Origin of the sequence: Novosphingobium organovorum, assembly GCF_022832435.1 — a bacterium.
Lineage (GTDB): Bacteria > Pseudomonadota > Alphaproteobacteria > Sphingomonadales > Sphingomonadaceae > Novosphingobium > Novosphingobium organovorum.
The window spans coordinates 17,029-43,174 of record NZ_JALHLF010000028.1; the positions used below are offsets into that span (position 1 = coordinate 17,029).

Below are 26,146 nucleotides of genomic sequence, written 5' to 3' on the forward strand. Positions count from 1 at the left end.
AATGTCAAAATCAAAATACTAGAGCGGCTTTCGATTAGATTGCATCGGATCGACCGCTCTAGCCTTTTGTTTTGACGCATTTTCTGAACCGTCAGGTGATTCCACCTGCTTGAAAAATGCTCTAGTGGTTTGATTCTATTTTAGAAATTGGTTCGCAGCCCGATACGGAACAGGCGGCCAAGCGTTCCGGCTGCAGGATATCCGCTGGTTCCCTGAGCCGAATTCCAGGGCGGCGACACGTCGAAGAGATTGTCGATCCCGAATTCCAGGATATTGCTCTGCATACCCCCCAGTTCGCCCAGGTCCAGCGAACCCGACAGGTTGGTCAGCGTGAACGAGCCGATGCTGGTCTGTCCCACGGTGCCAGGCGGGATATCGTACCCTCCGGTGTAGGTCACGTTAACGCGTACCGAGGCCGGTCCCGAGGTTATCCCGGTCGTCGCGGTGAAGCCGAAGCGCGACCCCTGCGGGTTGACGGTTTCTCCGCTCAGATAATCGACGTAGGGCGCGGTCGCGGTGGGGGCGATCATCTTTTGCAGTATATAGGTGCCGCCGATCTGGGCAAACGCCGTGCCGAAGGAGGTATCGGTGTTGTAGGCGACCTCAAAGTCGAGGCCACTGATCTTTTCGCGCCCGAAATTGCCGCGCCGGGCATCAATGAGCGTGGCGATCGTATTGCCGTTCTGGAACAGGTCGGAGACCTGGGTGATGCCGGCGGCCCCTTGGAATTGCCCCGCGCCGAGCGTGTCCTGGATCGTCTGGACTTGTTGCTGCGTGCACGCACCATTGGGCGAGGCGGAATACTGGGCATAGCCCACCCCGCAAAGCGCATAGGCGGTCGAAGAGGCAAAGGCGCTGCCGCCGTATGCGGCGAGAGCCTGGCTGATGATGTTGCTGAGCCGGGTGTTCCAGTAGGTGGTGCTCACGCGCAGGCCTTCCACAGCCTTGGGAGTCCAGTCGAATCCAACGGAGAAGGTCTTGCCTTCGGTCGGCTTGAGGTTGAGGCCTGTTCCCGCGACATAGAGCTTGTACACGCCAGGGGCGACCGAGAGGACTTGGAGGATATTGGCGTTCAGGCCGCTGTCGGCGAGGCTGGCGGCGGTAAAAGTGGTCTGATAGTTGCCACGGATAAGCAGGTCATCGATAGGGCGGTAGTTGATACCGAAGCGCGGATTGAAGGTGCTGCCGAAGTCGCTGTAGTGATCGTAGCGGGCTGCGATGGCGATATCCAGCGCCTGAACGGCTGGCACGGCGTTATCAGGCCCGAAGATTGGGATATACAATTCACCGTAGACGGCCTCGACCGTGCGCGCGCTGTCGAGGTAGGAGGGGGTAGTTGTCCCGATCGGTCCGCGCGCGGTTTCGGTTTCCAGCTTCTGCTTGAGCAGCTCGGAGCCAACCGCGAGCTTCACGTCCCCTCCCGGCAACGCGAACAGCGACCCGTCCAGCGAAAACTGTGCCTGTTTGAGCCGGTTCACGCCGACATAGTGGTTCTCGTAGTTGGCCAGCGAACCGATCAGTTCAGAGGACATTTGCGAGGTGTCATAGGGGTTGACGTTGGCAGCGGTGATGAGCGCCGTCGAGATCGCCGATCGTGAATGGATGTTGGCCTTGCTGTAACCCCAGATGAAGTTGGCGCTCGCGGTCCAGTTGCCATCCACATGCCAGGTGAGGCCGGGCGAAACCTGCCAACTCGTGAGGTCCTGCGGGCTTATGCGATAGGGCCCGAGCGCGTTGGCATAACTGAAGGAAACGGTTTGCGAGGTTTCGCCGTCGACCGCATGGAAATAGGGGTTGGACGCATCGATCGTCACTTGCGATCCGAGCGAATTCACGTCGGTGTAGTATTTCGATTCCCGGCGCGAATAGAACGCATCGACGTTGAATTTGAGATCCGGCGTGATGGCCTGCTCGGCATAGCTGAACACGTTCACGCGTCGCTGCTGCGGGGCCATGCTGGAATTGGCGTTTGGTTCGCACTTGGGTTGCTCGTCGAGCGCGGCGAAATCGGGCGCGGCGTAGGCGGTGCCATTGACCGTGAACGAGCCATAGGGGCAGAATGTCTGGCGGTAGTCGCCGCCACCGTGCCGGGTGTAGTCCACGCTGGTGTAGGAGCGATACTTGTTGAGCAGCGCGTTATTGTTGGAAAAGTTGACGCTGAACAAGATGTTGCCCGAGTCCCAACTTTTCCCCGCGGTGAGCGTCGCGACGTTGGAGTGATAGTGGTCTGCCTGCCCGGTCTGGACATGCCCTTCCACCCCATCGAACTGCTTCTTGGTTACGAAATTGATGACGCCACCCACGGCATCCGAGCCATAGGCCGCCGAACCGCCGTCGGGCATGACCTGGACCGACTGGATGATGTCGGAGGGGATCGAATTGGGATCGACGTCGGACGAACCGTATCCGGTGAAAACTACGCGGTGCCCGTTGAACAGGATGAGTGTGGCCGTTCCCCCCGAAGCGTTGCCAGCCGAATTGCCGAAGCCGCGAAGGCCCAGGCGCGGGACCGTGTTCACCTCGCCGCCAGCGCCGACGGCCAGCGTGTTGAAGGTGGGCAATTGCGAAATCGTCTGGTTGAGCAATTGCGTGGCATCGCTGGCCCCGGTTGCCTGAATTTGCTCGCTCGAGACCGAGACCAGATTGCTGCCCGTCGGAGCTGCAAGACCGCGAATGCGCGTGCCGGTAACGACGATATCGTCGTTCGTGACGTCCTGCTTGCTCGATCCACCTTCGCTATCGTCGGTGTCTGATTGGCTGGACCGATTATCGTTCTGCGTGCTTTCAGGGCTTGAAATTGGCTGGGCAAATGCAGGTCCTGCCATGACCAGAAATGCGATCGGTGCCAGCGCGGTTGTCGTTTTGACCCCGGTCCGGATCGGGTTTCCAAGCGTGAACTCTCCCATGTATCGCCTCCCATTAGATGCTCTTTTTGAGCCTTTTGCCGATGCGGGGCTAACTCTGCATGGAGTTGCAGTCAATATGATTCTGATTGAATATGATTGTCTGTGATTTTAGTTGATCGATAGAAAGTGAATTCTAAGTGCTTAAATTAAAAATATAATTGTATCTGTTCAGGTGGGGCAGGAAAATTTCAGGGATGGGGATTTTTGGTGGCTGACAGCTGTGAAACATCTTCCGGGAGAGTTGTTTCGACTGTCTGAGCCCTTGGTGGGCGTGGGGGCAAAACGCCGCGCAAAACGCCGCGCAAAACGCCGCGCAAACCGTCGTCGGAAGTGTCGTCGGTCGGCGCCACGATGGCCGGAACATTCGCGATATTGTGTCAGTCCAATCGTTGGGGATGCGCGCAGGAATGGACGGTCCAAATGACTCTGCGAAGGCTTTGGCAAAGCGCTGTCTGACGTCGCGTAAGCAGTTGGCTATAGCTGCGGGATGGTTACAGCCGGGCGTTGATGTAGGCGCGCGCAACCTCGTCGGGCGTCCAGATTCCGCCAAGGATTCCGCCTTCGCCGAACAGAGAATCGACGATCCCGAAGCGACCGGCCTGGTTCCAGGCTGCCGCCAACTCGGTCGCAAACGGGTCATCGACCGGACCGTGATCGCCGCGCACGTGTCGAAGCCAGGCAGCGAGTGCGGCCCAGAGAGCGGTGCCCGGCAAGCCTCGTGCCTGACGGATGGCAAGTGTCTCAAGCCAGCGCTGCGGGATTTTCTGGCTGCCGTCCATGGCGATTTGGCGCAACCGGTGGTTCAAGGCCTCGTTGTCGAAGCGTTCCAGCAGCGAGCCGGCGTAGGCTGGGAGATCCTGTTCCGGCGCGGCGGTGATTGTCGATGCCGCTTCGTCGCGCATGAGCGTGGCGACAAGCGGGCGCAGAGCCGGATCGCCGATCGCCTGGTGCACGAAAGTGTGGCCCCGGTCCAGCCCGAGGTAGGCGAGCGCGGAATGGGCGCCGTTGAGCATGCGCAGCTTGGCGGTTTCGTATGGCGTGACGTCGCGTACGAACTGGGCTCCGGCGACCTCCCAGCGTGGCCGGTCTTGCGCAAAGTCGTCTTCGATCACCCATTGGCTGAAAGGTTCGGTAACGACCGCCGCGGCATCCTCCAGGCCCAGGCGTGTGCGAACCGCAGCGCGGTCCGCCTCTGTGGGAGCTGGAACGATGCGGTCGACCATGCTCGAGGGGCACCGGCAGCGGGCTTCAAACCAGGCGGCCAGTTCGGGGGCCCTTCGCGCGAGGTACTCGCCGATCAGTCGCGCCAGTTGGCGGCCGTTGTGAGGCAGATTGTCGCAGCTCAAAAGCGTGATGCCTTCGAGGCCCGCTTTGCGGCGCCGTTCGAAAGCCGCCGCGAGAAGGGGATAGAAGCTGCCCTTGTCTGCCAGTTCGACATCGAGCCCGCCATCGGGTTCGCGGCAATAGCCCTTTTCGGTGACCGTGAAGGTGGCCAGGCGGCAGGTCGGGGCTGCGAGGGCGGCGATGACCGCTTCAGGCTCGCGCGGTGCTATGGCAACGTGGCGGACTGATCCCACGAGGCGGGTGGTCGACCGGGTGCCGCAACATTCGGTCACGGTGAACAGGCCATCCTGCGGATTGAGCTGCAGGGCGACGTCAGGCGAGCGCATCGAGACACCGAGTATGGCCCAGCTATCCATTCCGCCTGGGGCGCCTTGGGCGTCTTGCCCTTGCGCCGCCGCCGCGCTCATCGCCTGATCGGTGTACCAGGCCTGATGCGCCCGGTGGAACGCGCCGATACCGAAATGGACGATGCCAAAGTTGGAGAGCGCCGCATCCGGACGTGCGTAGGTAAAGCGCGCGAGCGTGTCCGGCAGTGTCCGGCAGGTGGCTGCGCTCAATCTTGGGGTGGGTCGGGTCACAGTTTGTACGCCCGTTTAGGCAGAGTGTAGGTCAGGTCCAAGAGCACTTCGGCCGCCTCGTCCTCAAGCAGGCGGTGCTCGGCGACAAGGCGGGCCAGGAATGCGCTGTCGATGCGGCGGGCAACATCGTGGCGGGCGGGAATCGACAGGAAGGCCCGCGTGTCGTCGTTGAAGCCGACCGTGTTGTAGAAACCGGCGGTTTCGGTCGTCTGTTCGCGGAAGCGGCGCATGCCCTCCGGGCTGTCGTGAAACCACCAGGCCGGACCGAGCCTCAGGCAGGGATAATGGCCGGCCAATGGCGCCAGTTCGCGGGCATAGGTGGTTTCGTCAAGGGTGAACACGATCAGGCGGAAATCGGGGGCGTTGCCAAAGCGTTCGAGCAGTGGGCGAAGCGCGCGCACATATTCGGTGGCCACGGGAATGTCGGCGCCCTTGTCGCGCCCGAAGGCGCGGAACAGTGTCGTGTTGTGGTTGCGCAGCGAGCCTGGATGCAACTGCATGACGAGGCCATCTTCCAGGCTCATGGCGGCCATCTCCGTCAGCATCTGGGCACGAAAGAGTTCGGCGTCGGCTGGGGTGAAGCGATTCGAGCACACGCGCGCGAACAGAGTTTCGCAATCGCTGCGGTCAAGGTCCGCCGTCAACGCGGTGGGGTGGCCGTGATCGGTCGAGGTCGCGCCCATGGCGGCGAAAAAGCGCCGTCTGTCGCGGTGTGCGGCGAGATAGCCGGCCCAGGTCCGGCAGTCTTGGCCCGTGCACTCAGACAGCCGATCGAGGTTCGTCTGGAAGCCCTCGAACTCCGGATCGACGACCGGATCGGGACGGTAGGCGGTCAGTACGCGTCCCTGCCAGCCTCCCGGCCGCTCGTTTTCAAGCCGGATCGCCTGGTGGTGGACCAGCGGGTCGAGAGGACTCTCGGTGGTGGTCAGAACTTCGATGCGGTAGCGGTCGAACAGCGCCCTGGGGCGAAATTCGGGCCGGGTGAGGGCATCGGTGATCGTGTCGAAATACAGGTCGCAGGTCTGCGCGCACAGGCGCACCTCGATACCAAAGCTCTCGCGGAACACCCAATCGAGCCACAACTGCGAAGGGGTGCCGCGAAAAAGGTGGTAGCGCTGTCCGAACTGCCGCCAGGCCTCCCGAGCCGGGGTGTCCTGGCCCGGTTCGCCAATGCCAAGCGCTTCAAACGAGACCCCTTGAGAATAGAGCATGCGCAGGACGTAGTGATCGGGCTGCAAGAGCAGTTGTGCCGCATTCGCGAAGGCAGTGTCCTGTGCAAACCACTGCGGATCGGTGTGCCCATGGGGGCTGATGATGGGGAGGTCGCGAACATGGTCGTACAGGTTGCGGGCAATGGCGCGTTGCGTGGCGTCGCTGGGGAACAGGCGGTCAGGTGCCAGGGTCAGGGCGTGGGGCGTCACGGTCTTTTCCAGTTCGGCTAAGTGAAGTTGCCATAGCGCTGGCGCGTCGATGCCGCGGCCTTGCGGGCCTCTTCGAGTGCCTGCTCTTCCACGGCAAAAAGCAGATGCTGGATTACAGCAGCCAGATGGGTGCGCATGGCGGTGCGCGCAGCGTTCGGATCGCGGTGCTTGAGCGCATCGACGATTGCGGTGTGTTCGTCGACCATGGGCAGGACGTTTGCGGTGCGCGCCTTTTGCAGGAGTAGCTTGCAGGAAGGAGAGGCCCAGCGCTGCCGCCAAAGTTCCTCTACGGCTTTTTCGATGGCGCTGTTGCGCGTGGCGCGGGCGATCGTGGTGTGGAAGGCCATGTCCGCGTTCTCTTCGGCGGAATGGTGCTTGTTCTGCTGTCCGATCGCCGCGATGAGGGTCTCGAGCCGCACGATCTCTTCGGGGGAGATCTGGACGGCGGCCAGTGCGGCGGCTTCGCCTTCGATCGCCATGCGCGCTTCGAGCAGTTCGAATGGGCTGATGTCGAAACCGGGTTGCGAGGCGCTGTCTTCGTCGCAGGCCGGAAGGCGCTGCACGAATGTGCCCGCCCCCATGCGCACTTCGATCAGTCCGAGCACTTCGAGCGCCAGCATGGCTTCGCGCACGACCGTGCGGCTGACCGACAGCTCCGCAGCAAGGTCGCGTTCAGCGGGCATTCTGTCGCCGACTTGATAGCGTCCCGACTGCAATTCCTCGACGAGGCGCCGGGCAACGCGCTTGTACAGGCGGGTGCCGTCATCCTCGAGCGAGAGGATTTCGGTGAGATCGGCGTCCGTGCCCTTCTTCTTGCTTGCCATCGCCATAACCTTTCTATTGCGGTCCAACCAATTTTTTGCAACTGGTAAGTTAATTGCTGGACCAATTTTAAGAGCGTGTTGAGGGCCCCGATATGAAAATTGAAGCCGCCAAAGTCATCGTTTCTAGCCCCGGACGAAATTTCGTCACCCTAAAAATATGGACCGATCAGGGGGTTTACGGGATCGGCGACGGCACCTTGAATGGCCGAGAAAAGGCAGTGGTTTCCTATCTTGAGGACCACGTCGTACCGTGCATCGTGGGTATGGACCCCCGGCGGATCGAGGATGTCTGGCAATACCTTTACAAGGGCGCATACTGGCGGCGTGGTCCGGTAACCATGCGTGCGATCGCAGCGGTGGACATGGCCTTGTGGGACATCAAGGCCAAGATGGCTGGTATGCCACTTTATGACCTCCTGGGCGGAAAGAGCCGAGAGCGGGTCATGGTCTATGGCCATGCCAATGGTTCGGACATCGACAGCACCGTGGAGGCCGTTGGCCGCTATATCGACATGGGGTACAAGGCGATCCGGGCACAAACCGGTGTGCCGGGCATCAAGGATGCCTATGGCGTGGGACGTGGCCAACTCTACTACGAGCCTGCCGATGCCACGCTCCCGTCGGTGACCGGCTGGGACACACGCAAGGCACTCAATTATGTGCCGCAGCTGTTCGAGAAGCTGCGCGCGACTTACGGCTTCGATCACCATCTCCTGCATGATGGCCATCATCGCTACACCCCGCAGGAAGCCGCGAATCTGGGCAAGAGGCTTGAGCCGTATCAGCTGTTCTGGCTGGAGGATTGCACGCCGGCAGAAAATCAGGAGGCGTTCCGGCTGGTGCGACAGCACACCGTGACGCCGCTCGCGGTGGGGGAGATCTTCAACACGATCTGGGATGCCAAGGACCTGATCGAAAACCAGCTGATCGATTACATTCGCACCACGGTTGTGGGCGCCGGTGGACTGACGCATCTCAGGCGAATTGCCGACCTCGCCAGCCTGTACCAGGTCCGTACGGGGTGCCATGGGGCGACTGACTTGTCCCCGGTGACCATGGGTTGTGCGCTGCATTTCGACACCTGGGTGCCCAATTTTGGCATTCAGGAATATATGCGCCACTCCGAGGAGACCGATGCGGTTTTCCCGCACGACTACCGGTTCGAGGACGGCCACCTGATCGTGGGGGAAACGCCGGGTCATGGCGTGGACATCGATGAAGCCCTGGCCGCGCGCTATCCCTACAAGCAAGCCTGCCTTCCCGTCGCGCGCCTCGAGGATGGCACGATGTGGAGCTGGTGAGCCCCGCACGTGAAGGGAGCGAGCGCATGGTAAACATCGTCTGTCTTGGCGAAGCGATGCTCGAGTTGTCCGGCGCAGGCGAAAGCTGGCGCATGGGCATCGGTGGAGACACGGTAAACACTGCCGTACATCTGAGTCGTGCCGGGCATCGGGTGTCGTATATGACGGCCGTGGGCGCGTGCGCATTCAGTGCACGATTGCGAGAGGGGTGGGAGCGCGAGGGCGTCAATTCCACGTTGGTGCTGGAAAACCCGGCGGCCTCGCCGGGGCTCTATGCAATCTCGACCGACGAGCGAGGCGAGCGAAGTTTTACCTATTGGCGTGAGCGCAGCGCGGCGACGCGGCTGTTCGAGACGCCGGGCATCGCGCCGATCGTCGAGCGGGCGCAGGATTGCGATCTGTTCTACTTTTCGTTGATCTCGGTGGCGATCCTGTCCGATGCGGGCCGGCAAGGTTTGCTCGATCTCGCCGCTGGTGTGCGCCGAAAGGGGGGGCGGGTCGCGTTCGACAGCAACTACCGGCCGCAACTGTGGTCCTCGCAGGATGAGGCGATCGCCTTTCGCGATCGCTGCATTGCGCTTGCCGATTTCGGATTTCCCACCTTCGAGGACGAGAGCACACTCGAGCGTGCGGGCAGTCCGCAGGAGGTTGTGCAAAAGTGGCAGGACCGGGGCTGTGGTGAAGTCGTTGTCAAACTGGGAGCCGATGGCTGCCTCCTGCCCGACTTGTCGGTCATCCCACCAGCGCAAGTCCTGGTTCCGGTCGATACGAGCGGCGCGGGGGATGCCTTCAATGCGGGCTATCTTGCCCAGCGACTGAATGGGGGCACGCCCCGTTCTTCGGCCGTGTCGGGCAATGCGCTGGCGGCCTGGTGCGTCATGCGCCGGGGGGCCGTACCAGCGCGTGAATCATAAGACAGGCGTCCCTCGGCGCCCGATCCAAAAATTCGGCACCGGCCCACGCCCCACCCGACCTCCCGACTAGGGTGCAGACTCATTAATGGGCACACCAGAGGCGGATGCAGACGAGCGTGATAGCCGCGAGGCATTTTCGGGACACTTGTCGTATCGCGTCGCGATGTCCCGGAATTGCTTGATCCGGTTGAAGAAGCGTTCGACCAGATCGCCCTCGTACTCGGCTGAGACCGCTGACAAAAGCCGATCCCAGACACCGGCTTTGCGCCAGCGTACGAACCTGTTGTAGCACGTCGTCGAGGGGCCACAGCGTTCAGGTACTTCGGCCCAGGCGGCGCCAGACCGGAACCGCCACATGATTCCATTGAGAACCCGGCGATCGTCCACTCGCGCAACCCCGCGTGGCTTGTTGGGAAGCAAGGGCTCTATGATTGCCCACTCTCGATCCGTGCGTTCGTAGCCTCGCCGTGCCATCCATCCCCTCCAATTCGTCGGGCTCTGAATCAGCAGACCGCTAAAACCTCAAGCTATTTTATGAGTTTACGCCTTAGTCCGACGCGCGCCCGCGCTGCGAGACCGATACGAAAAAGCGCGGCCCCGGGTATGTTGCCCGAGGCCGCGCGATGCACCTGCCCGTGTCATGGTCTCAGGGAGGAGAGACTGTTCCCGACTTGACCGGTGCATCTTTCCAGGTTCGCGCGGTCAAGCGAACCGTGACCGGGGTGCCCATAACCGTAGCACTATCGCCCAGGGCGAATTGATAGGAGCCTGCCGGCATGGACCAGCCGCCGTCCTTCCAGTCCGCCAGCAAGCGCGGGTCGATGGTCAGGGACACCGTCTGCTGCGCGCCCGGCGCCAGATCCGTGCGCCCGAAGCCGACCAGCCGCCGCAAAGGCGCGCCGTTGCGCGCGACCAGATAAACCTGCGCAACATTGGCCCCCTTGCGCGGTCCGATGTTTTTGACCCTAAAGGTGACCTTGAGCCCCGACACGCGCAATTTCGAGGTGGCGAAGTGGGTGTAGCTCAGGCCATGGCCGAACGCGAAGAGCGGGGTCTTGCCGGTCTTGGCGTACCAGCGGTAGCCTACATCCGAGCCTTCAGGATAGGTAACTTCGAGCGGCTCGGTTTCTTCGGGCATATCGTAAAGATCGGAACCGGGCTTGAGCGTGATGCGTCCGCTGCCGGGCAGGACCGGATTGGGCAACTGCTCCAGGCTGGCGGGAAACGTCACGGGCAGGCGGCCCGAAGGATTGACCGCACCGGACAGCACGCGCGCGATGGCCGTGCCACCGCGCTGGCCCGCATACCACGCTTCGACCACCGCGGGAACGCGATCGATCCACGGCATCAGGATGGGGCCGCCGGTTTCGAGCACGACCACTGTCTTGGGATTGGCCGCCGCCACGGCTTCGATCAGGCCGTCCTGGCCATCAGGCAGGCGAAGGTCGAGCGAATCGTGCCCTTCAGCCATGAACTGGTCGGCAAAGACGATGGCGATGTCGGCCGACTTCGCGATCGAGGCGGCGCGTGTGGGATCGGTGCCGTCGTCGTAGGTGATGGTGGCCTGCGGGAATTGTCCGCGCAACGCCTCGAGCGGCGAGGAAGGCATCCACAGTCGCCGGTGGTAAATCGCATCGCCCGGGATCGGCAAGGACAGCGCGGCGCCGCCTTCGGGCCAGACCTGCGACGACCCGCCACCGGAAGGCACGCCGACATCGGCATGGGCGCCGATCACCGCGATATGGCGGGCGGTGGCCGTCAGCGGGAGAAGGTTGCCGTCGTTCTTGAGCAGAACGGTGCCTTGTTCGGCGAGGGACTGGGCGATCCTGGCATCCTTGTCGAAATCGATCGGCCCACCCGGCGCGACCGGCGCATCGGCTAGGCCAAGGCGGAACATGGTGCGCACGATGCGCGTCACCGAGCGGTCGATTTCAGCCTGGGTTACGCTTCCCTGGGCGAGAGCATCGCGCAGTTGCTGGCCGAAATACGATTCGCCGAAAGCCCGCACGCCCGATTCCTGATCGAGCCCCTTGCCGATCGACACGCTGTGCACGCCGCCCCAGTCGGACAGCACCCACCCGTCGAACCCCCAGTCGTGGCGCAGAACCGTGTTGAGCAGGAAGTCGTTCTCGCACGAGAAGGTGGCGTTGACCTTGTTGTAGGAACACATGACCGCGCCGGGCTTGCCGATTTCGTCAGCGATCTGGAAGGCGAGCAGGTCGCTTTCGCGCATGGCCGCCTCGTCAATCTTGACGTTGAGGAACGAGCGGCCGGTTTCCTGCGCGTTGAGCACGTAGTGCTTGATCGTCGAGACGATGTGGTTCGACTGAATGCCACGGATGGAGGCGCCACCCAGGACCCCTGTGAGCAAGGGATCTTCGCTGAAATATTCGAAGTTGCGCCCGTTGCGCGGTTCGCGCACAAGGTTGACGCCCCCGGCCAGGAGCACGTTGAAGCCTTTGGCGCGGGTTTCCGCGCCCATCATGGCCCCCCCGGCGCCAACGAGAACCGGATTCCATGTCGAGGCCATGGCCATCGCCGAAGGCAGCGCGGTGGCGCCGTCCTTGGGCCGGATGAAGCCGCCCATGTTGGCAACGCCCAGGCTTGCATCGCTCTCGGAAAGAAAGGGAATGCCAAGCCGCGGGACGCCCGGCGTGTAGCCAACTCCGGTGCCGACCCCGGCCGGACGCTTGCTCGAGGGGACGCGGGCCAGCAGCATGGTCTGAAGCAGGGTCAGTTTCTCGTCCTGCGTCATTTGCGCGACGGCGGCTTCGGCCCGCTCGCTGGCGCTGGTCGTAGCCTCCGGCGGCGGAGAATCCGCTTCGGGCGCCGCCGACGTCGGCGGCGCAACGGGCGGCGCCGACGCGGACAGTGTGTTCATGGCGCTGCCCAGCAGCAGGGCGAGTGATGTGCGCGATAGGATCTTGAGCGTCATTTCAGAGGTAATCCTGCAAGTCCGGACGATGCGCGGCGATCAGCCGGCGGGTTCGACCACGATGAGCTCGAGCGCGTTCGGGGTGAGCGAAACGCTCTGCGCGTAACGGGTCGTGAGCCGTACCGCCGTGTCGCTCGTCTCCTGCAGGTTGGCGTGTTCGGGGTCCGACCAGTAATTGCTGGTTGTTGCGTCGATGCGGTAGATTTTCACACGTGCCGGCTTGCCGCGCAGCGACTTGGGCAGAGCGTTGAAGTCGATCGTCGCCGATACTGTCTGTGTCCCGGTGTGCTGATAGTTCCACGCCAGCACCGCAAGGCCGGTCTTGTCCTTCGTGGCCAGGGTATAGAGTCCCTTGCCCGATGGCGGCGCGGTGAACTGTGCGGGCACGCGCAGTGCCTTCAGCTTCGAGAACATGACCATGGCGTTGCCGTAGGGCGAAAAGGTGCGGGTGGGGATTGCCTTGTCCTTGCCCGCGCGGGTGATGAGCTGGTCCTTGCGCTCCTCGGTCTGGTGCCGCATGACCCAGTTGAATGGCACGTTATCCGGGCTTTCCAGCATCCAGTAGAGCAGTGAGGCGGCGCCTGCGGCCTGGCGGATATAGTCCGCGTGCGGGTCCTTGAAGTCATCGAACGAAGGGCCGGGATAGAGACCCATTTCGGTGATGTAGCTGGGCAGATGCGCGTTCAGCCCACGTTCGCGCAGCGCCGCTTCAATCTGCGGGCGGTGCCTGGCCACTTCGCTGGGATCGTCCTTGAAGAAGACGGGCGGTTTCATCAACTGCGTGGTGCCCGGCTTGAGGTCGAAATAGCCGTACGCGTGGTAGGACAGGAAATCGAGCTTCTTGGCCGGGTTCGGATCGGCTTTGTAGCCATCGAGGAAGGCGTCGATCCAGGGCATGTTGAACATGAACAAGGCCGGTCCGCCCAGGCGGACGGGGTGGGTTGGCTTGAGCTGCGCGTTGACCTCGTTCACGGCCTCGTAGAACGGCACGTAATAGGCGTAGAGATCCTCGGGCTTGAGCTCCTTGGAAAGCGAATGGTCGGGCTCGTTGAAGGCCTCGATGTAGTCGAGCTGGGGGAATTCGCGCTTCAAGGCGAGGATGAGCGTCTTGAGGATCGGCTTGATCTGCGCGGGGGTGAGGCCCTGCGTGATGAGGTTGCTGGGCATGACGTTGAGCATGACCGCATCCGAGACCGTGCTGGCATCCTTGAGATAGGGGCGCAGCGCGGCGATATCGTAGGTTTGCGAGTGCGGGTCGTAGAGCGAGTTGGCGAGCCAGACCCGGTAGATCGAACCGTGCAGGCCCTGCTCGTTATAGAAGCGCATGTCCTCGGGCCGTTCGCGCACGTAGAGGTCGTAATCGGTCAGGTTGTTGAATCGCTCGGTGCGGCGAAGGACCTGACCGGGAGCGGAGAAATCGATCGCGACCTGCGCGCCGGTGGCGCCGGTAGCCGGGGTTGCCTCAGCCAGGGCGGTGGTGCATCCGGGCATCGCGGCGAGCATGGCCGCGGCGCTGGCGGCGATCATCAGTGTGCGACGGGTCATGCCATAGGTCATGGGTGATCCTCACTTTCAAGAAACTGCATGGGCGTCCGGGGCGGCGGGCGGCGCAGGGCCGCCGCGCTTGTCACGGACGCATCGTCGTGCCGCCGTCGATGCTGATGACCTGCCCCGTGATGTAGGAGCCTTCGTCCGACAGGAGCAAGGCTCCCATCGCGGCGATGTCGTCGGGGCGGCCGACGCGCGACTTGATCTTGGCGGCGGACTTGGCCCATTCGATGAATGTGGCGGGGATCTGCGCCTCGAGGCGCGGGTGCAGGGTCATCGCCGGGGCGATGGTGTTCGCGCGCACGTCCATCGCGCCGTAGCGCGCGGCGACATGGCGCATCAAGGCATGACCGGCCGATTTGCTCATGGCGTAGGCGGACTGGGTGATGGGGCCGCCATTGCCGGCTGCCGAACTGGTGTAGACGATCGATCCCCCGCCGCGTTCGATCAGCGCGGGCAGGACCGCGCGGGTGCACAGGAAGAAGCCGCGCGCGTTGACGCGCATGGTCTCGTCGTAGACCTCCATCGGCAGCTCGAGCACCCCGGCCTGCGGATCGCAGTCGATCAGTGTCGCGAAATTTGCGTGCAGCCCATCGAGGCCGCCGTAGCGATCGCAGGCGGTGGCGACGGCCGCGCGGATCGATTCCTCCTGCGCCCCGTCGAGTTCGACGGCGCAGGCTTCCCCTCCGGCCTGCACGATCGCATCGACCGTCGCGCGCGCGGAAGGCAGGTCGATATCGCCCAGCACGACGCTCGCACCTTCGAGCGCGTAGCGCTGGGCAAGGGCGCTGCCGATACCGCCTGCACCGGCGACGAGAATGGATTTACCTTCAAGGCGCTTTTGCATCGTTATGCCTTTTTCGTTGTGGTTGGGGCCGGGGCGCTTCTCCCCGGCCTCTCGGTCAGTGCGTGACCGGTGTGAATCCGGGACCTTAGCGATCGCCGAAACGGTAGCGCACGGTCAGTCCGACCTCGCGCGGCATGGTGTAGCGAACGAAGCGGTAGCCCGACGATCCGAACACTTTGTCGAACGAGCTGGTGATCAACGAGGGATCGCGTGAAAGACGGATGGTCGCGTTTGTGAGGTTGCGGGCGAACAGGCCGATGTCCCAGCGCCCGTCCTGATCGCGAATTCCCGTGTAAAGGTTGACGAGCGCGTAGTTGGGGGCGGTGTAGCCCACGTTCGCGCGTGGGTTCTTGGGGTAGTAGTTCATCAAGACGCGCACATACCCCTCCACGCTCTTGCCCAGGCTGGTATGGTACTCCGACTGGATGTTCGCGTTCCATTTCGGGTCGGTCGAGACCGACTGGTTGGTCCGGCATTCGGCGACATAAACGCCTGCGGCCTGGAATTGAGCCAGGGTCGGGCTGCCCGAATCGGGAACGCCGTCGAAGTTGGAGTCGCGGCACGGGACGAGGTCGTTGTCGACCTTTCCGTCGGCGTAGCTCATCGCGGCTCCCAGGCTCCAGCTCGGCGTGACCTGGAAATTGAAGTCGGCATCGAAGCCTTTCACGATCGCGTCGGCGCCGACGACGATGCCGTTGCTCACCACGGTCGCTTCGGTGCCATCGGTCGAGACATACGGAATCGACAGGACCTGGAAGACGAAGTTCTTGTACTTCTGGTAGAACGCCGCGAAATTGAAGCGCATCCGGCCGTCCAGGAACGTCGTCTTGATACCCGCTTCATACGAGGTCGAGGTTTCGTTTGGCGTGAACGCAAACGAAGCCAGCAGAGGGTCGTTGTCCGAATTGACGATCCCGGTGTTGATGCCACCGCGCCGCCATGACGTGCCGGTCGAGACGTAGGTCAGGATATCGTCGGTCACCCGGTAGGAGGCCGAGGCCTTGTAAACCAGCGGATGGTCGGTGCCTTCGCGCGTGGCGTAGAGTGCGGGCGTGGTGGCCGCCGCGATCGGATAGTCGCAGTAGCCATCGTAGCCGCTCGATTCGAGCCCGGCGTAGCTGCACGGGATCGAAAGCGGAACAGCGATCGTTCCCGCGCCGACGGTGACCTGCGTGACCTGGTCTATCCGGTTCATGATGTAGCGCAGACCGCCCGACAGCTCGAGACGGTTACCAATGCGCAGCCGCACGTTGCCGTAGAACGAGTTCTCCTCGTTTTCTCCGCCCGCGTAGATATAGGTCGGCAGAACGTATTTGCCGATGAGCAGGCTGGGGTCGGGCGAGGTCGGGTCGCCGTACGAGCCGGTAAGCGCCTGTGCGGGCTGTTCCCCGTCGGTCAGCGTGTTCGACAGGGAGTGGAAGAAGCCGACCGAGTAGTTGAAGAACTGCCGGTTGTCGGGCGAGGACAGGCGCAATTCGTGGCTCCACAGCCGGGAGCTGCCCTTGAGGTTCGAATAGAAGCCGTTGCCCAGGATCTGGTTGCCGTAGTCCAGATCGCCATGCGTCGTGTTGGCATCGTTGAGGTAGCCGCCAACGTAGCTCAGTTCCTGGCCCAGCACGTCCCAATGGACGCTGGCGGTGATCTGGTGGGTGCGGCTGTTATAGTCGCGCGGAAAATCGGCCGCAGCGAGCCGGTCGCTGCCCTTGATGACCGGCCCGTTGTAGTTGGCCGGCGCGAGTGCGGTGACGCCGCCGGCCGAGCCCGAGCCTTCGACCTGGGTCCACTGGCGCGAATCGTACTTGAGGTACTGGTACTCGATATCGGCGGTGAGCGTGTCGGTGGGCGTGAATTCGAGGCTGACGCGTCCGCTCTTCGTCTTGCGGTACGGGTCCACGCCGCTCGCCGCGCTCGTCACGAAGTCGAACTTGTTTTCGTCCACGAGGCCGGCAACGCGCATCCCCAGGATGCCGTCGATGAGTGGGACGTTGATCGCGGCCTGCGCGTTGATCGAGCCTTTTTCACTGCCCAGCATGCTGACGTAACCGCTCCAGTCGGTCGGGCTCGCCTTGCGGGTCGAAAAAAGAATCGCGCCCGAGGGGGCGGTGCGTCCGCGTTCGGTGCCTTGCGGGCCGCGCAGGACCTGGACACTGCCGATGTCGTAGATGGCGTTGAGCACGCTGGCGGCCGCGGATGGCACTTCGTTGACGTAGATGTCGACCGTGGGCGAGGGTGTGACGCCGGCATCGTAGCTGACACCGCGCAGGGCAGGAGCGGGCGATCGACCGGACGTGACGGACCCCTGGTTCAGCGTGAGGCCGGTCACCACCGAGGAAAGGTCTTGTGATTGGGTGAGGTTGAGCTTCTGGATCGCGTCGCCGCTGACCGCAGTCACGGTTTCCGGTACGTCTTGAAGGTTTTCCGCCTGGCGCCGTGCGGTGACGATGATTTCGCTTGGCGTAAAGGTCGCGATCGGCTTCGCCGTATCGGCGCTTTGCGGTTGATCTTGTCCGGTGGAGCCCTCAGTTTGTGCGTGCAAGGGCACAGGCAGCGAAAAGACGCCCAAAGTGCTTGCACCAATAAGCAATCTCAATGTGTTGGCCATCGATTAATCCCCTCCCAGGGTTCGTTTATCGTTTGCTAATTCGCACGCTGCCGTTCATCTGTCAATAAAGGCACGGGACCGGACATTTAATTTTTGACGTTTTCGTTGATGTCGCTACCGGTGGGGCGTCGCTCCGGTCCGGCGGTGTGGGCAAAGTGGCGCTTGAACTGGACGTCTCGGCTCGGTCGCGTATTGTGACGGTTGCGTCTTTTAATGGCCGGTCGCATCCTGATCCGCGTCGTGCCACGGTTTGCTTAAGAGTGAGAAAATATGGGAGTGCGACGGAAGCTTTCGGACAAGGATACCAAGTGCCAGCCGCCGAGCGAGGCGATTTTTGTCGCCAAGCGGGGGAGGCCGACCAAGGCGCAAGCCGCTGCGATTGAGAAGACGATCCTGTCGGTGGCGCGCGGAAAGTTTCTTGAGTTCGGTTATGCAAGCACGTCGATGGAAGCCGTTGCGGCGGAAGCGGGCGTCTCCAAGGGGACGCTTTATGCCCGCTATCCGGCCAAATCGGATTTGTTTCGGGCGATCGTTTCGGATCGCATAGAGCAATGGACTGGCGATGCGGCCTGGAAGGAGCGCGAACGCGGGCGGCCCGTGCTGACGGATGGCATCGGGGCCTATCTGATGGAATATGGGGTTGCCTACCTCGCGGCCCTCGACGAACCAGAGGTGGCCGCCTTTGATCGATTGATCCGTCTCGAGGCCGCCCGCTTCCCTGAATTGGCCGCCGAATTTCGCGAGCAGGGCCTGTTGGTCGAAGTGAAATTCCTGGCTAGCCAAATTGTTCAAAGCGCTGAATTCGAGGGGTGGCCGGTGCGCGACCCGGAAGGCGTTGCTGAAGCGTTCACGGCGGCGCTTCTGGGGTGGGCGCGCGAAGAGGCGGTGCGGGGAGATGAAGCCAGGGACGGTGTCTATGCGCGCTACGTGGGGCGCCTGGTCGCGCTCTTTGTCGGCGGAAGGGCCGCTTGGTGAGCGGCAGGGGTATCTTGTAAACCCCGCGAGGGATGCATTATAGGACGATGGCGTTCGTTATTTTTGGCGCAGCGCCGGGGCATCGCGTTGGCATGCTTCGTTGGAGAGGAGCATATCCCTATGCGTATTAGAACAATTCTTGCCCTTGCCGCTCTAAGTGTCGGGGTAACGCCGCTTGCCGTTTTCGCCCAAGATGAACCACCGGCATCGCATGAGCCACAGGCATCGCAGGATGCGCCCTATACCACGGACACGACGCCGCTCGGCGCTCTCATGGCGGATCCCAAGGCCAAGGCAATTCTTGCAAAGGAAATCCCGGACATCGTCAACAACGAGCAAATTGCGATGGCCAACGGAATGACTTTGAAGGCCCTTCAGGCTTATGCCGGGGACCTCCTCAGCGACGAGATCTTGGCTAAGATCGATGCCGAACTGGCGCTAATCAAGCACTCGTGACATTGCGCTCCCCAGGCGCTCGCAATAGCGCCGGGGGAGCGTGCCCATGTTGGAGGCGGCTATCCCTTCGGCCGAGTCATGTGGTCGCGGGCCGCTTCGGCGAAAGGGCGGGAATCCACGGTTGGCCCGGTTCCGGCAAACGGTGATTTCTTCAAGATCCAGGATCGAATGAAGGGGCCGAGCAAGGGTAGGGCGAAGCGGGCTGGACCGGCGGCTTTGCGGCAGTCGGCGAGAAACGATGGGAAACTGCTGCGCTGGTAGGTCAGCACGCGCTCGCTTTCTCGCGTGTCGACCCAGTTTTCGTAGTACCAACTCGTATCGATCGCCGGGTCGGCTTGGCGATAGGCGTTTCTGTCAATCGGCGGGATGCCCAGGTTTTGCATCATGGCATTGGCAAAATCCCCGCCGATGCCTTGCCAGCCTTCTCCTCCTCCAACGACAAAAGTGCGGCATGCTGCCGGATCAGCCGTCGTGGCGTTCGCAATCGCGAGCGCGGCATCGCGTACGTCTATGGCTTGTTCCCGGCGGTCGTACGGCAACAGAAAGGAGAAGCGGAACGTATCAGCGGATGCGCTTGTCGAGGCCAGCGGGAAGACGGCGCACAGGCGAACAATCGTCCATTCGAGCCCGCATTGCTGGACAATCGTTTCGGCTTCGAGTTTCTGGCGGCCATAATCATCTTGAGGGTTTACCGGGGTCTCGCTGTTCCACGGGGCCGGGTCTGTATGCGGGTTGGAGGGGCCGAGTATCGAATAGCTGGAAACAAGGACAAAACGACGTGGGGCGCCGGATTGCTGATTGCCCAGGTCCTGCGCGGCCGCGACCAGATTGCGCGTACCTTCGACGTTGACTTTGTAGGCCAGTTCGGGGCGCTGAATCGTCAAAGGGGGAATGATCGCAGCGCCGTGGACGACGACGTTCGGGCGGACGCTCTGCATGGTCGATTGCACGCATTGCGGATCGGTCAAGTCGCCCCACACGGATGAAAACGCATGGCGGCGGCCGAGCTTTTTGGCCTTTTTCCGATTGGCGGACGTGGGTACGTCAAAGCAAGTGACCTCGTAACCGAGCTGTAGCAACTCTTGGATCGCCCATTCGCCAACGCCTCCAAATGCACCGGTGAGCAGGACTCGCTCACCGCGTGCCGGTGCTTTTTGGGTAACCATTTTCCACTCCCGTAATTTCTCAGAAAATGATACGATGGCGTTCATTTAATGTCCAGTGGGAACGCTGCGCGGGCAATTTCTTCCGTCAATCTGGCTCTTTCCGCCGACGCCGCCGAGATAATTGAACGCTACCGGTTGATTAATTTCAGGGAGGGTGTTAGCGGACTCGGAAATCGAAGGGCAAAGGGTGAAATCTCAGCCCTTGAAAAAATAGGGTCATGAACATGCCCATTGGGAAGAAGGATGGCGTCGCCCAAGGCGGAATGGGCCGGGGTGGCAAGGCCACTTATTCGCATAATATTGCGGTTGATCGAAAAGTAATATTTTCGATGGTGATCGTGGCAATTTGCATATGTTGTTCCATATGGCTTTTTTATTATGAGACCCGATGGAAATATATCGAAGAAACGGATGACGCTCAGATTGGCGCCGATTCGGTTACTTTGTCTCCCCGTATCAGTGGGTACATCGATCGGGTCGTAGTGGCTGACAATTCCGATGTGGTCACCGGTCAGCCTTTGGTCTTTATCGAACGGGGCAGCTATGCTGCGCAACTGGCACAAGCGAAGGCTCAGGCCGCGCTCGCGCGAGCGGGTGTTCGCGCCGCGCAGGAAGCCTTGCGCGAGCATTCCGCAGCAATCGTGCAGGCACAGGCGCGCGTGTCGGCCGCGCGAGACAAGGCGGATTACGATTCAGCCCAGGTGCGCCGATATGCCCCTCTGGCGGCTTCGGGCGCCGACACCGGCGAACGTCTTTCGCAGCTGAAACTTGCGCAATCTCAATCGCGTCACGATGTCAAGGCGCTCACCGCTGCCCAAGCCGCTCAAGTCGCGCATAAATCGGGCCTGGAGGCCCAGCTGAGTCAAGCCGAAGCGCAGTTGGCGCAATCTCTTGCCGTCGTTCAAGCCGCGCAGATCGATACGCAGGCGACCGTATTGCGTGCTCCGATTTCCGGCCGTGTCGGCGATAAGAGTGTCGCGGTCGGGCAATACGTCCAGGCCGGGACGCGACTGCTTTCGATCGTGCCACTTGATGCGCTGTACGTAACCGCCAACTTCAAGGAAACGCAGATGGCCGCAATGCGCATCGGTCAGAGTGCGCATGTCCGTATCGATGCTCTGAACGGTCTTACCGTAGACGGCCATGTGCAAAGCATCGCTCCGGGCACGGGCGCGCGGTTTTCGTTGCTTCCGGCGGAAAACGCGACGGGCAATTTCACCAAGATCACCCAACGGGTGCCGGTGCGGATTGCCATCGAGCCGTCACCGCAAATTCGTCAGCGGCTGGTTCCCGGCCTTTCGGTGACCGTCACGGTCGATACCCGGCAAGCTGTGGCCAAGGCCAAGGCCCGGCATTTCGACCTCGCGCACGCTTTGGATCAGGAGCGCAAAAAGTGACGCAATTGCCCATCAGCCAGGCCCGTGGCGATGCTGGTGCCGGCAAAGGAGAAAAAGCGGATGCGGCCGCGTGGATGGCGGTCATCGCCGGAACGCTCGGTGCGTTAATGGCTACGCTTGACATTTCCATCGTGAATTCCGCGTTGCCGACCATCCAGGGCGAGATCGGTGCGAGCGGGACGGAGGGAACTTGGGTCGCGACGGCCTATCTTGTCGCCGAGATCGTGATCATTCCGATGGCCGCGTGGCTCGAGAGAATGCTCGGGCTTCGCACCTTCCTTTTGATCGCGGCCGGACTTTTTACCGTCTTTTCGACGATCTGCGGTTTGGCGACGAGTCTGGAAATGATGATCCTGGGGCGTGTCGGGCAGGGCTTTACCGGTGGCGCCATGATCCCGACGGCACAAACCATCATCGCGCAGCGCCTGCCTGTTCGCCAGCAGCCCGTCGGCATTGCCTTGTTTGGTGTTACGGCCATCATGGGGCCGGTGATCGGCCCATTGATCGGAGGCTGGCTTACCGAGTCATTCAGTTGGCACTATGCGTTCTTTCTGAATTTGCCCATCTGCGCCATCCTGGTGGCGCTCCTGCTGCTGGGCCTGGCGCATGAACCGGTGAAGCCTGCCCTTTTGCGGGAGGCGGATTGGTTCGGCATCGCGGGCCTGGCGCTCGGTCTGGGGGGGCTGACGGTCGTTCTCGAAGATGGTCAGCGCGAGCAGTGGTTCGAGTCCGAAATGATCTGCTGGGTCACGGCTCTTTGCGCGGTTGGTTTTGCGTTGCTCTTTTGGGGGCAGGCCACCGCCAAGCGGCCGATCATCAAGCTTTCGCTCCTTCGCGACCGTCAGTTTGGCGCCGTGGCGCTCATGGGGATCGTTCTTGGCATGGTTCTTTACGGGACGGCCTTCGTCATCCCCCAGTTTCTGGCGACCATTGCCAATTATAACGCTTTGCAGTCGGGCAAGGTTGTTTTGCTTTCGGGTATACCCAGTCTGATCCTGATGGCCATTGTGCCGCTTTTGTTGCGTGTTCTGGACATTCGCCTCGCTGTGGCAACCGGCCTGTTGGTGATGGGGATTTCTGCGCTCATGGATGCGGGGCTGACGTCGCATTCATCGGGCGCGGACTTTACCGATTCGCAACTGCTGCGCGGCGTCGGCCAGATATTGGGCATGCTCTTTCTCAGCCAGGCGGTCGTGCGGGCGGTCCCGGTTGAGGACGCCGGCGACGCATCGGGTCTTTTCAATGCCGTTCGCAATTTGGGAGGGAGCCTGGCCTTGGCCGGAATTTCCATCGTGCAGGATCAGCGCATGTGGTTCCATACGCGGCGTTTGGAAGAAGCGCTGCCGGCAAACGGACAGGCTGTCCAGTCCCATCTGGAAAGCCTGATCGCTCTGACCGGCAATCCCGCCATGGCCTTCAAGCTCATCGCGCAGGTAATTCAGGCGCAGGCGCTGGTGATGACGTACAATGATCTTTTCTGGATTATGGGGATCGGCACTCTGGCGGCCTTGCCGCTAGTCCTTTTTCTCAAGCCCCTGCCCAAGTCGGGCGTTGCTGCGGTGATGCACTGATGATCGGGTCGTCTCGTTGCCGTGGGCGGTGCGTCGTCTGGACCTTGATCCTGTTGTCCGGTTGCGCTGCCGGGCCGAATTATAGCGGTCCGCCCGATGTGGCGCTCGGGCCCGGCGAGCAACAGTCTTTCGCGCGCGCAGAGGGACTGTCCAGAGCAGAGCCTTCCTCGCGCGAGCCGTGGTGGCGCGGTCTGAATGACCCTCTCCTGAGCAGCCTGATCGAACAGGCGCTTCAGGACAGCCCGACGATCGCCATGGCCGAAGCGCGGATACGCGAGGCGCGCGGCAACCTTCGTGCCGAGCGCGCCTCACTGTTTCCAAGTCTGGGGCTGAGTGCGGCATACGCCCGCATGCGGCTGCCTGAGGGGCTGTCGTCGAATTCCGAGCTGTATGGCTCGGGCATGAGCGCTTCCTGGGAACCGGACCTATGGGGAGGGAAGCACGACGGTGTTCAACGCGCACAGGCCAATGTCGGCCAGCAATTCGCCGCGCTGGCCGATGCGCAGGTGAGTTTGTCCGCGCAGGTGGCGCAAACCTATGTCTCCTTGCGCTCGGGACAGGAAAGGGTGCGGCTGGTCGCCAGATCCATGGCGTTGCTAGAGGAGGCGTCAAGGCTTGTCGAACAACGCTTTGAGGCCGGGGTGGCGACGCGCGCCGAGCTTGAACAATTGCGCCAGGAACGCGGCCATGTGGCTGCGGATCTGGCCGAGTTGCGTGGGAATGTGGCGGTCGATACCGATCGTTTGTCGGTCCTTTGCGGGCGTGCCCCCACGGCGCTCGACTCGCAGTTGAACAGCCCGGTTGCGAAAGTACCTTTGCCGCCCTCCAGCGTCTTCGTCGGGAACCCGCGTACGATGCTTGGGCACAGGCCCGATGTGCGCGCGGCGGAGCGGGCACTGGCCGCGGCAACCGCGGAAGTCGGCGCCCGGGTGGCGGCGCGCTTCCCCCAGGTGAAATTCGCCGGGATTCTCGGACTGGGTGGCTCATCCGCCAAGGATCTGATCGACCCGGGTCAAATATCGATGCTTCTGGCTCCGCAAATCAGTTGGTCTTTTCTCGATTTCGGCCGCACCAAGGCGCGGGTCGAGGCCGCGCAGGCCGGACGGGACGTGGCTGCAGCGCACTATCGAGAAACGGTTCTCGGCGCCCTTGAGGATGCCGAGGCAAGTCTCGCCCGGTTCGGACAGGCAAGAGAACAATTGGCCCATACAATGCTGTCGGATGACAGTTTGGGGCGGATGTTGGCGCTGCAACGGGAGAAGCAGGCCGCTGGAACCGTATCGCGCCTCGCCCTGATCGATCTGGAGCGTCAGAAATTGACGGCAAGCGTTGCGGTGGTCGAAACTCAGGCGCGCGTTACGGCCAGTTTTATCTCGGTACAGAAGGCATTGGGACTGGGATGGTCTGCAGAGCGTTAAATTCGGAAAAGAGTGTTGAATTTGATTCACCTGCGATGGGCGATCATGAATAGAGATCGTCCGAGGTGAGAATCTTTGAAACGTGCGCTTGAATTTCGGCCTGAATGAAGGGCGGCGCGCGCAAACATATAGGTGCGTGGGGTTATTTCCGCGCTTTCGACTGGGAGAGTTCGATGACACTTGGTCGCAAATCGAAGACGGTGCGCAACTTGCGCTGGTGGATCATCGGGCTGGTCACTTGCGGGACGGTCCTGAACTATCTGGCGCGCTCGACGCTGTCGGTCGCGGCGCCGACGCTCAAGGCCGAGCTGGGCATGTCCACAGAGCAGTACAGCTACGTCATCATGACCTTCCAGTTTGCCTACACGATCATGCAGACTGTCGCTGGCTCGGTACTTGACCTGCTGGGCACGCGGCTGGGCTTCTTCCTGTTTGCCGCAGGTTGGGCCCTGGCGAACATGGCCCATGGGCTGGCGGCCAACTGGCAGGGGCTGGCGATCTTTCGCGGCTTTCTGGGGGCGACGGAAGCCGCGGCGATCCCGGCGGGGGCAAAGTCCGTCGCGGAGTGGTTTCCCGCCAAAGAACGCCCTCTTGCCACGAGCGCGTTCCAGATGGGGACGAGCGTGGGGGCAATTGTGGCGCCGCCACTGGTCGTCTTCTGCATCCTTACGTGGAACTGGCAGTCCGCGTTCCTGATTACCGGCGGGCTGAGCCTGGTCTGGGCGTTTCTCTGGTGGCGGACTTACGACACGCCTGATCGGCATCGCTGGATCGGGGCGGGGGAACAAGCCCTTATCGCTGAGGGACAGGCCATGGCATCCGGGGAAACGCGCCCGGCGACGCGCAGGGCGGTTCTTGGCTCGCGTGAATTCTATGCGATCGCCCTGCCGCGCTTCTTTGCCGAACCAGCCTGGCAGACCTTCAGCTTCTTTATTCCTTTGTATCTGGTGAATGTTTGGAAGCTGGATCTGGCGGGGGTCGCGCTGTGGGCGTGGATGCCCTTCGTCGCGGCCGACCTGGGCTCGCTCGCCGCGGGAATCCTGCCCAGCGTGTTGATGCGGCGCGGCGTGAAGGTGCTGGCCTCGCGCAAGATCACGATGTCCTGCGGGGCGCTGGCGATGATCGGCCCGGCGTGTATCGGCCTGGCCGGTTCGCCAGGCATGGCGATCGCGCTGTTCTGCGTGGGAGGCTTTGCGCACCAGATGCTCAACGGGGCACTGATTACCCTGTGTGCGGATGTTTTCGACAGCCGCATGGTGGGCACGGCGAGCGGTATGGCGGGGACCTTCGCGTGGGTAGGGGGAATGCTCTTCACGTTGTTGATCGGACAAAGCGCAGATACATACGGATACAGCCCGCTTTTCGTTGGTCTGGCGGCGCTTGACTTTGTGGGGATGATCGTCCTGTGGGGATTGCTGCGCGGTAAGTAGAAACGGCCATAATTGGATGGCCTGTTCGCTATACTCAAGCGCCGAGAGGCTGGCGCGTTACGCCTTGGTACCATCCAACGTCAAAGGCTATCCTTCGGGCGGTTCCTGGTGGTTCTCGACCAGAAGCGTCCGACGAGGCGATGTGGTTCATTGTCACGAGGACGCGACGCCGTTCGAGGACCACCAGGAACCGTCCTCATAAGTCAGGATTACTGCAGGTTGGTATCAGGCGTTCAGGATGGCGTTTTGACCAGAGAGTTCCAGCAGGCGAACATCTTAAAAGGTCACTAGTGGATTGATTTTGACATTTGCATCCCCTGGCGGATGGGATGGGCCTGCAAATGTCAGAATCGAACCACTAGAGCGGTTTTCGATCAGATTGCATCGGATCGACCGCTCTAGACCTTTGTTTTGACGCATTTCCTGAATCGCCAGGTGAATCCACCTGACTGGAAAATGCTCCTAAGAGCCCTTCTCTGATTGGGGCCTCGTGGGTCAAGCTGCTTCCTCGAC

Annotated in this window: 17 protein-coding genes and 1 pseudogene; 8 read left to right on the plus strand and 10 right to left on the minus strand. The window is 61.9% G+C overall.

The window, feature by feature from the left end; all coding sequences use genetic code 11:
- Positions 1–140: 140 nt before the first annotated feature.
- The 4 genes from MTR62_RS09295 to MTR62_RS09310 form a co-directional block, all read right to left on the minus strand.
- The gene (locus tag MTR62_RS09295) at positions 141–2,981 is read right to left on the minus strand and encodes a TonB-dependent receptor plug domain-containing protein (protein ID WP_244019602.1); all 2,841 of its coding nucleotides are present in this window, start codon (positions 2,979–2,981) and stop codon (positions 141–143) included.
- A gap of 416 nt (positions 2,982–3,397) precedes the next feature.
- Complete coding sequence (locus MTR62_RS09300) at positions 3,398–4,807, minus strand: mannitol dehydrogenase family protein (RefSeq protein WP_244019604.1); 1,410 nt, start codon at positions 4,805–4,807, stop codon at positions 3,398–3,400.
- Positions 4,808–4,824: 17 nt separating this feature from the next.
- Positions 4,825–6,249: a glucuronate isomerase gene (gene uxaC / locus MTR62_RS09305; RefSeq protein ID WP_244019610.1), complete on the minus strand. Its 1,425-nt coding sequence runs from the start codon at positions 6,247–6,249 to the stop codon at positions 4,825–4,827.
- A gap of 17 nt (positions 6,250–6,266) precedes the next feature.
- Positions 6,267–7,073, minus strand: a complete 807-nt coding sequence (locus tag MTR62_RS09310; RefSeq protein WP_244019612.1) for a FadR/GntR family transcriptional regulator — start codon at positions 7,071–7,073, stop codon at positions 6,267–6,269.
- Positions 7,074–7,165: 92 nt separating this feature from the next.
- Between MTR62_RS09310 and manD the strand changes: the two genes are divergently transcribed.
- Positions 7,166–8,374, plus strand: coding sequence for a D-mannonate dehydratase ManD (manD, locus tag MTR62_RS09315; RefSeq protein ID WP_244019614.1), 1,209 nt, complete (start codon positions 7,166–7,168; stop codon positions 8,372–8,374).
- 26 nt (positions 8,375–8,400) lie between these two features.
- Positions 8,401–9,288 (plus strand): sugar kinase, encoded by an 888-nt coding sequence (locus tag MTR62_RS09320; RefSeq protein ID WP_244019616.1) that lies wholly within the window; start codon positions 8,401–8,403, stop codon positions 9,286–9,288.
- A 201-nt stretch (positions 9,289–9,489) separates the two neighbouring features.
- Here MTR62_RS09320 and MTR62_RS09325 read toward each other — a convergent pair.
- From MTR62_RS09325 to MTR62_RS09345, 5 genes and pseudogenes are all read right to left on the minus strand, one after another.
- Positions 9,490–9,762: pseudogene (locus MTR62_RS09325) on the minus strand (transposase); the annotation flags it as partial.
- 172 nt (positions 9,763–9,934) lie between these two features.
- Positions 9,935–12,223 carry a glycoside hydrolase family 3 C-terminal domain-containing protein gene (locus MTR62_RS09330; RefSeq protein WP_244019623.1) on the minus strand — a complete coding sequence of 763 codons (2,289 nt, stop codon included), beginning with the start codon at positions 12,221–12,223 and terminating at the stop codon, positions 9,935–9,937.
- A gap of 39 nt (positions 12,224–12,262) precedes the next feature.
- Positions 12,263–13,768, minus strand: a complete 1,506-nt coding sequence (locus MTR62_RS09335) for a glycosyl hydrolase (RefSeq protein WP_244019625.1) — start codon at positions 13,766–13,768, stop codon at positions 12,263–12,265.
- An 82-nt stretch (positions 13,769–13,850) separates the two neighbouring features.
- The gene (locus MTR62_RS09340) at positions 13,851–14,618 is read right to left on the minus strand and encodes an SDR family NAD(P)-dependent oxidoreductase (RefSeq protein WP_244019627.1); all 768 of its coding nucleotides are present in this window, start codon (positions 14,616–14,618) and stop codon (positions 13,851–13,853) included.
- An 85-nt stretch (positions 14,619–14,703) separates the two neighbouring features.
- Positions 14,704–17,220, minus strand: a complete 2,517-nt coding sequence (locus tag MTR62_RS09345) for a TonB-dependent receptor (protein WP_268739753.1) — start codon at positions 17,218–17,220, stop codon at positions 14,704–14,706.
- Positions 17,221–17,496: 276 nt separating this feature from the next.
- On the opposite strand from MTR62_RS09345, the gene MTR62_RS09350 reads away from it, so the two are divergent.
- Complete coding sequence (locus MTR62_RS09350; protein WP_244019637.1) at positions 17,497–18,195, plus strand: TetR/AcrR family transcriptional regulator; 699 nt, start codon at positions 17,497–17,499, stop codon at positions 18,193–18,195.
- 120 nt (positions 18,196–18,315) lie between these two features.
- Positions 18,316–18,651 (plus strand): hypothetical protein, encoded by a 336-nt coding sequence (locus tag MTR62_RS09355; RefSeq protein WP_244019639.1) that lies wholly within the window; start codon positions 18,316–18,318, stop codon positions 18,649–18,651.
- A 59-nt stretch (positions 18,652–18,710) separates the two neighbouring features.
- On the opposite strand, the gene MTR62_RS09360 is transcribed toward MTR62_RS09355, so the two are convergent.
- Positions 18,711–19,862, minus strand: coding sequence for an NAD-dependent epimerase/dehydratase family protein (locus MTR62_RS09360; RefSeq protein ID WP_244019647.1), 1,152 nt, complete (start codon positions 19,860–19,862; stop codon positions 18,711–18,713).
- 173 nt (positions 19,863–20,035) lie between these two features.
- On the opposite strand from MTR62_RS09360, the gene MTR62_RS09365 reads away from it, so the two are divergent.
- The 4 genes from MTR62_RS09365 (at position 20,036) to MTR62_RS09380 (ending at position 25,633) form a co-directional block, all read left to right on the plus strand.
- Entirely contained in the window at positions 20,036–21,214 is a 1,179-nt protein-coding gene (locus MTR62_RS09365; protein WP_244019649.1) for an HlyD family secretion protein, read from the plus strand.
- A gap of 11 nt (positions 21,215–21,225) precedes the next feature.
- Positions 21,226–22,785 (plus strand): MDR family MFS transporter, encoded by a 1,560-nt coding sequence (locus MTR62_RS09370; protein ID WP_407672658.1) that lies wholly within the window; start codon positions 21,226–21,228, stop codon positions 22,783–22,785.
- A gap of 44 nt (positions 22,786–22,829) precedes the next feature.
- Complete coding sequence (locus tag MTR62_RS09375; RefSeq protein ID WP_244019651.1) at positions 22,830–24,203, plus strand: efflux transporter outer membrane subunit; 1,374 nt, start codon at positions 22,830–22,832, stop codon at positions 24,201–24,203.
- A 173-nt stretch (positions 24,204–24,376) separates the two neighbouring features.
- Complete coding sequence (locus MTR62_RS09380; protein ID WP_244019653.1) at positions 24,377–25,633, plus strand: MFS transporter; 1,257 nt, start codon at positions 24,377–24,379, stop codon at positions 25,631–25,633.
- The last annotated feature ends 513 nt before the right edge of the window (positions 25,634–26,146 follow it).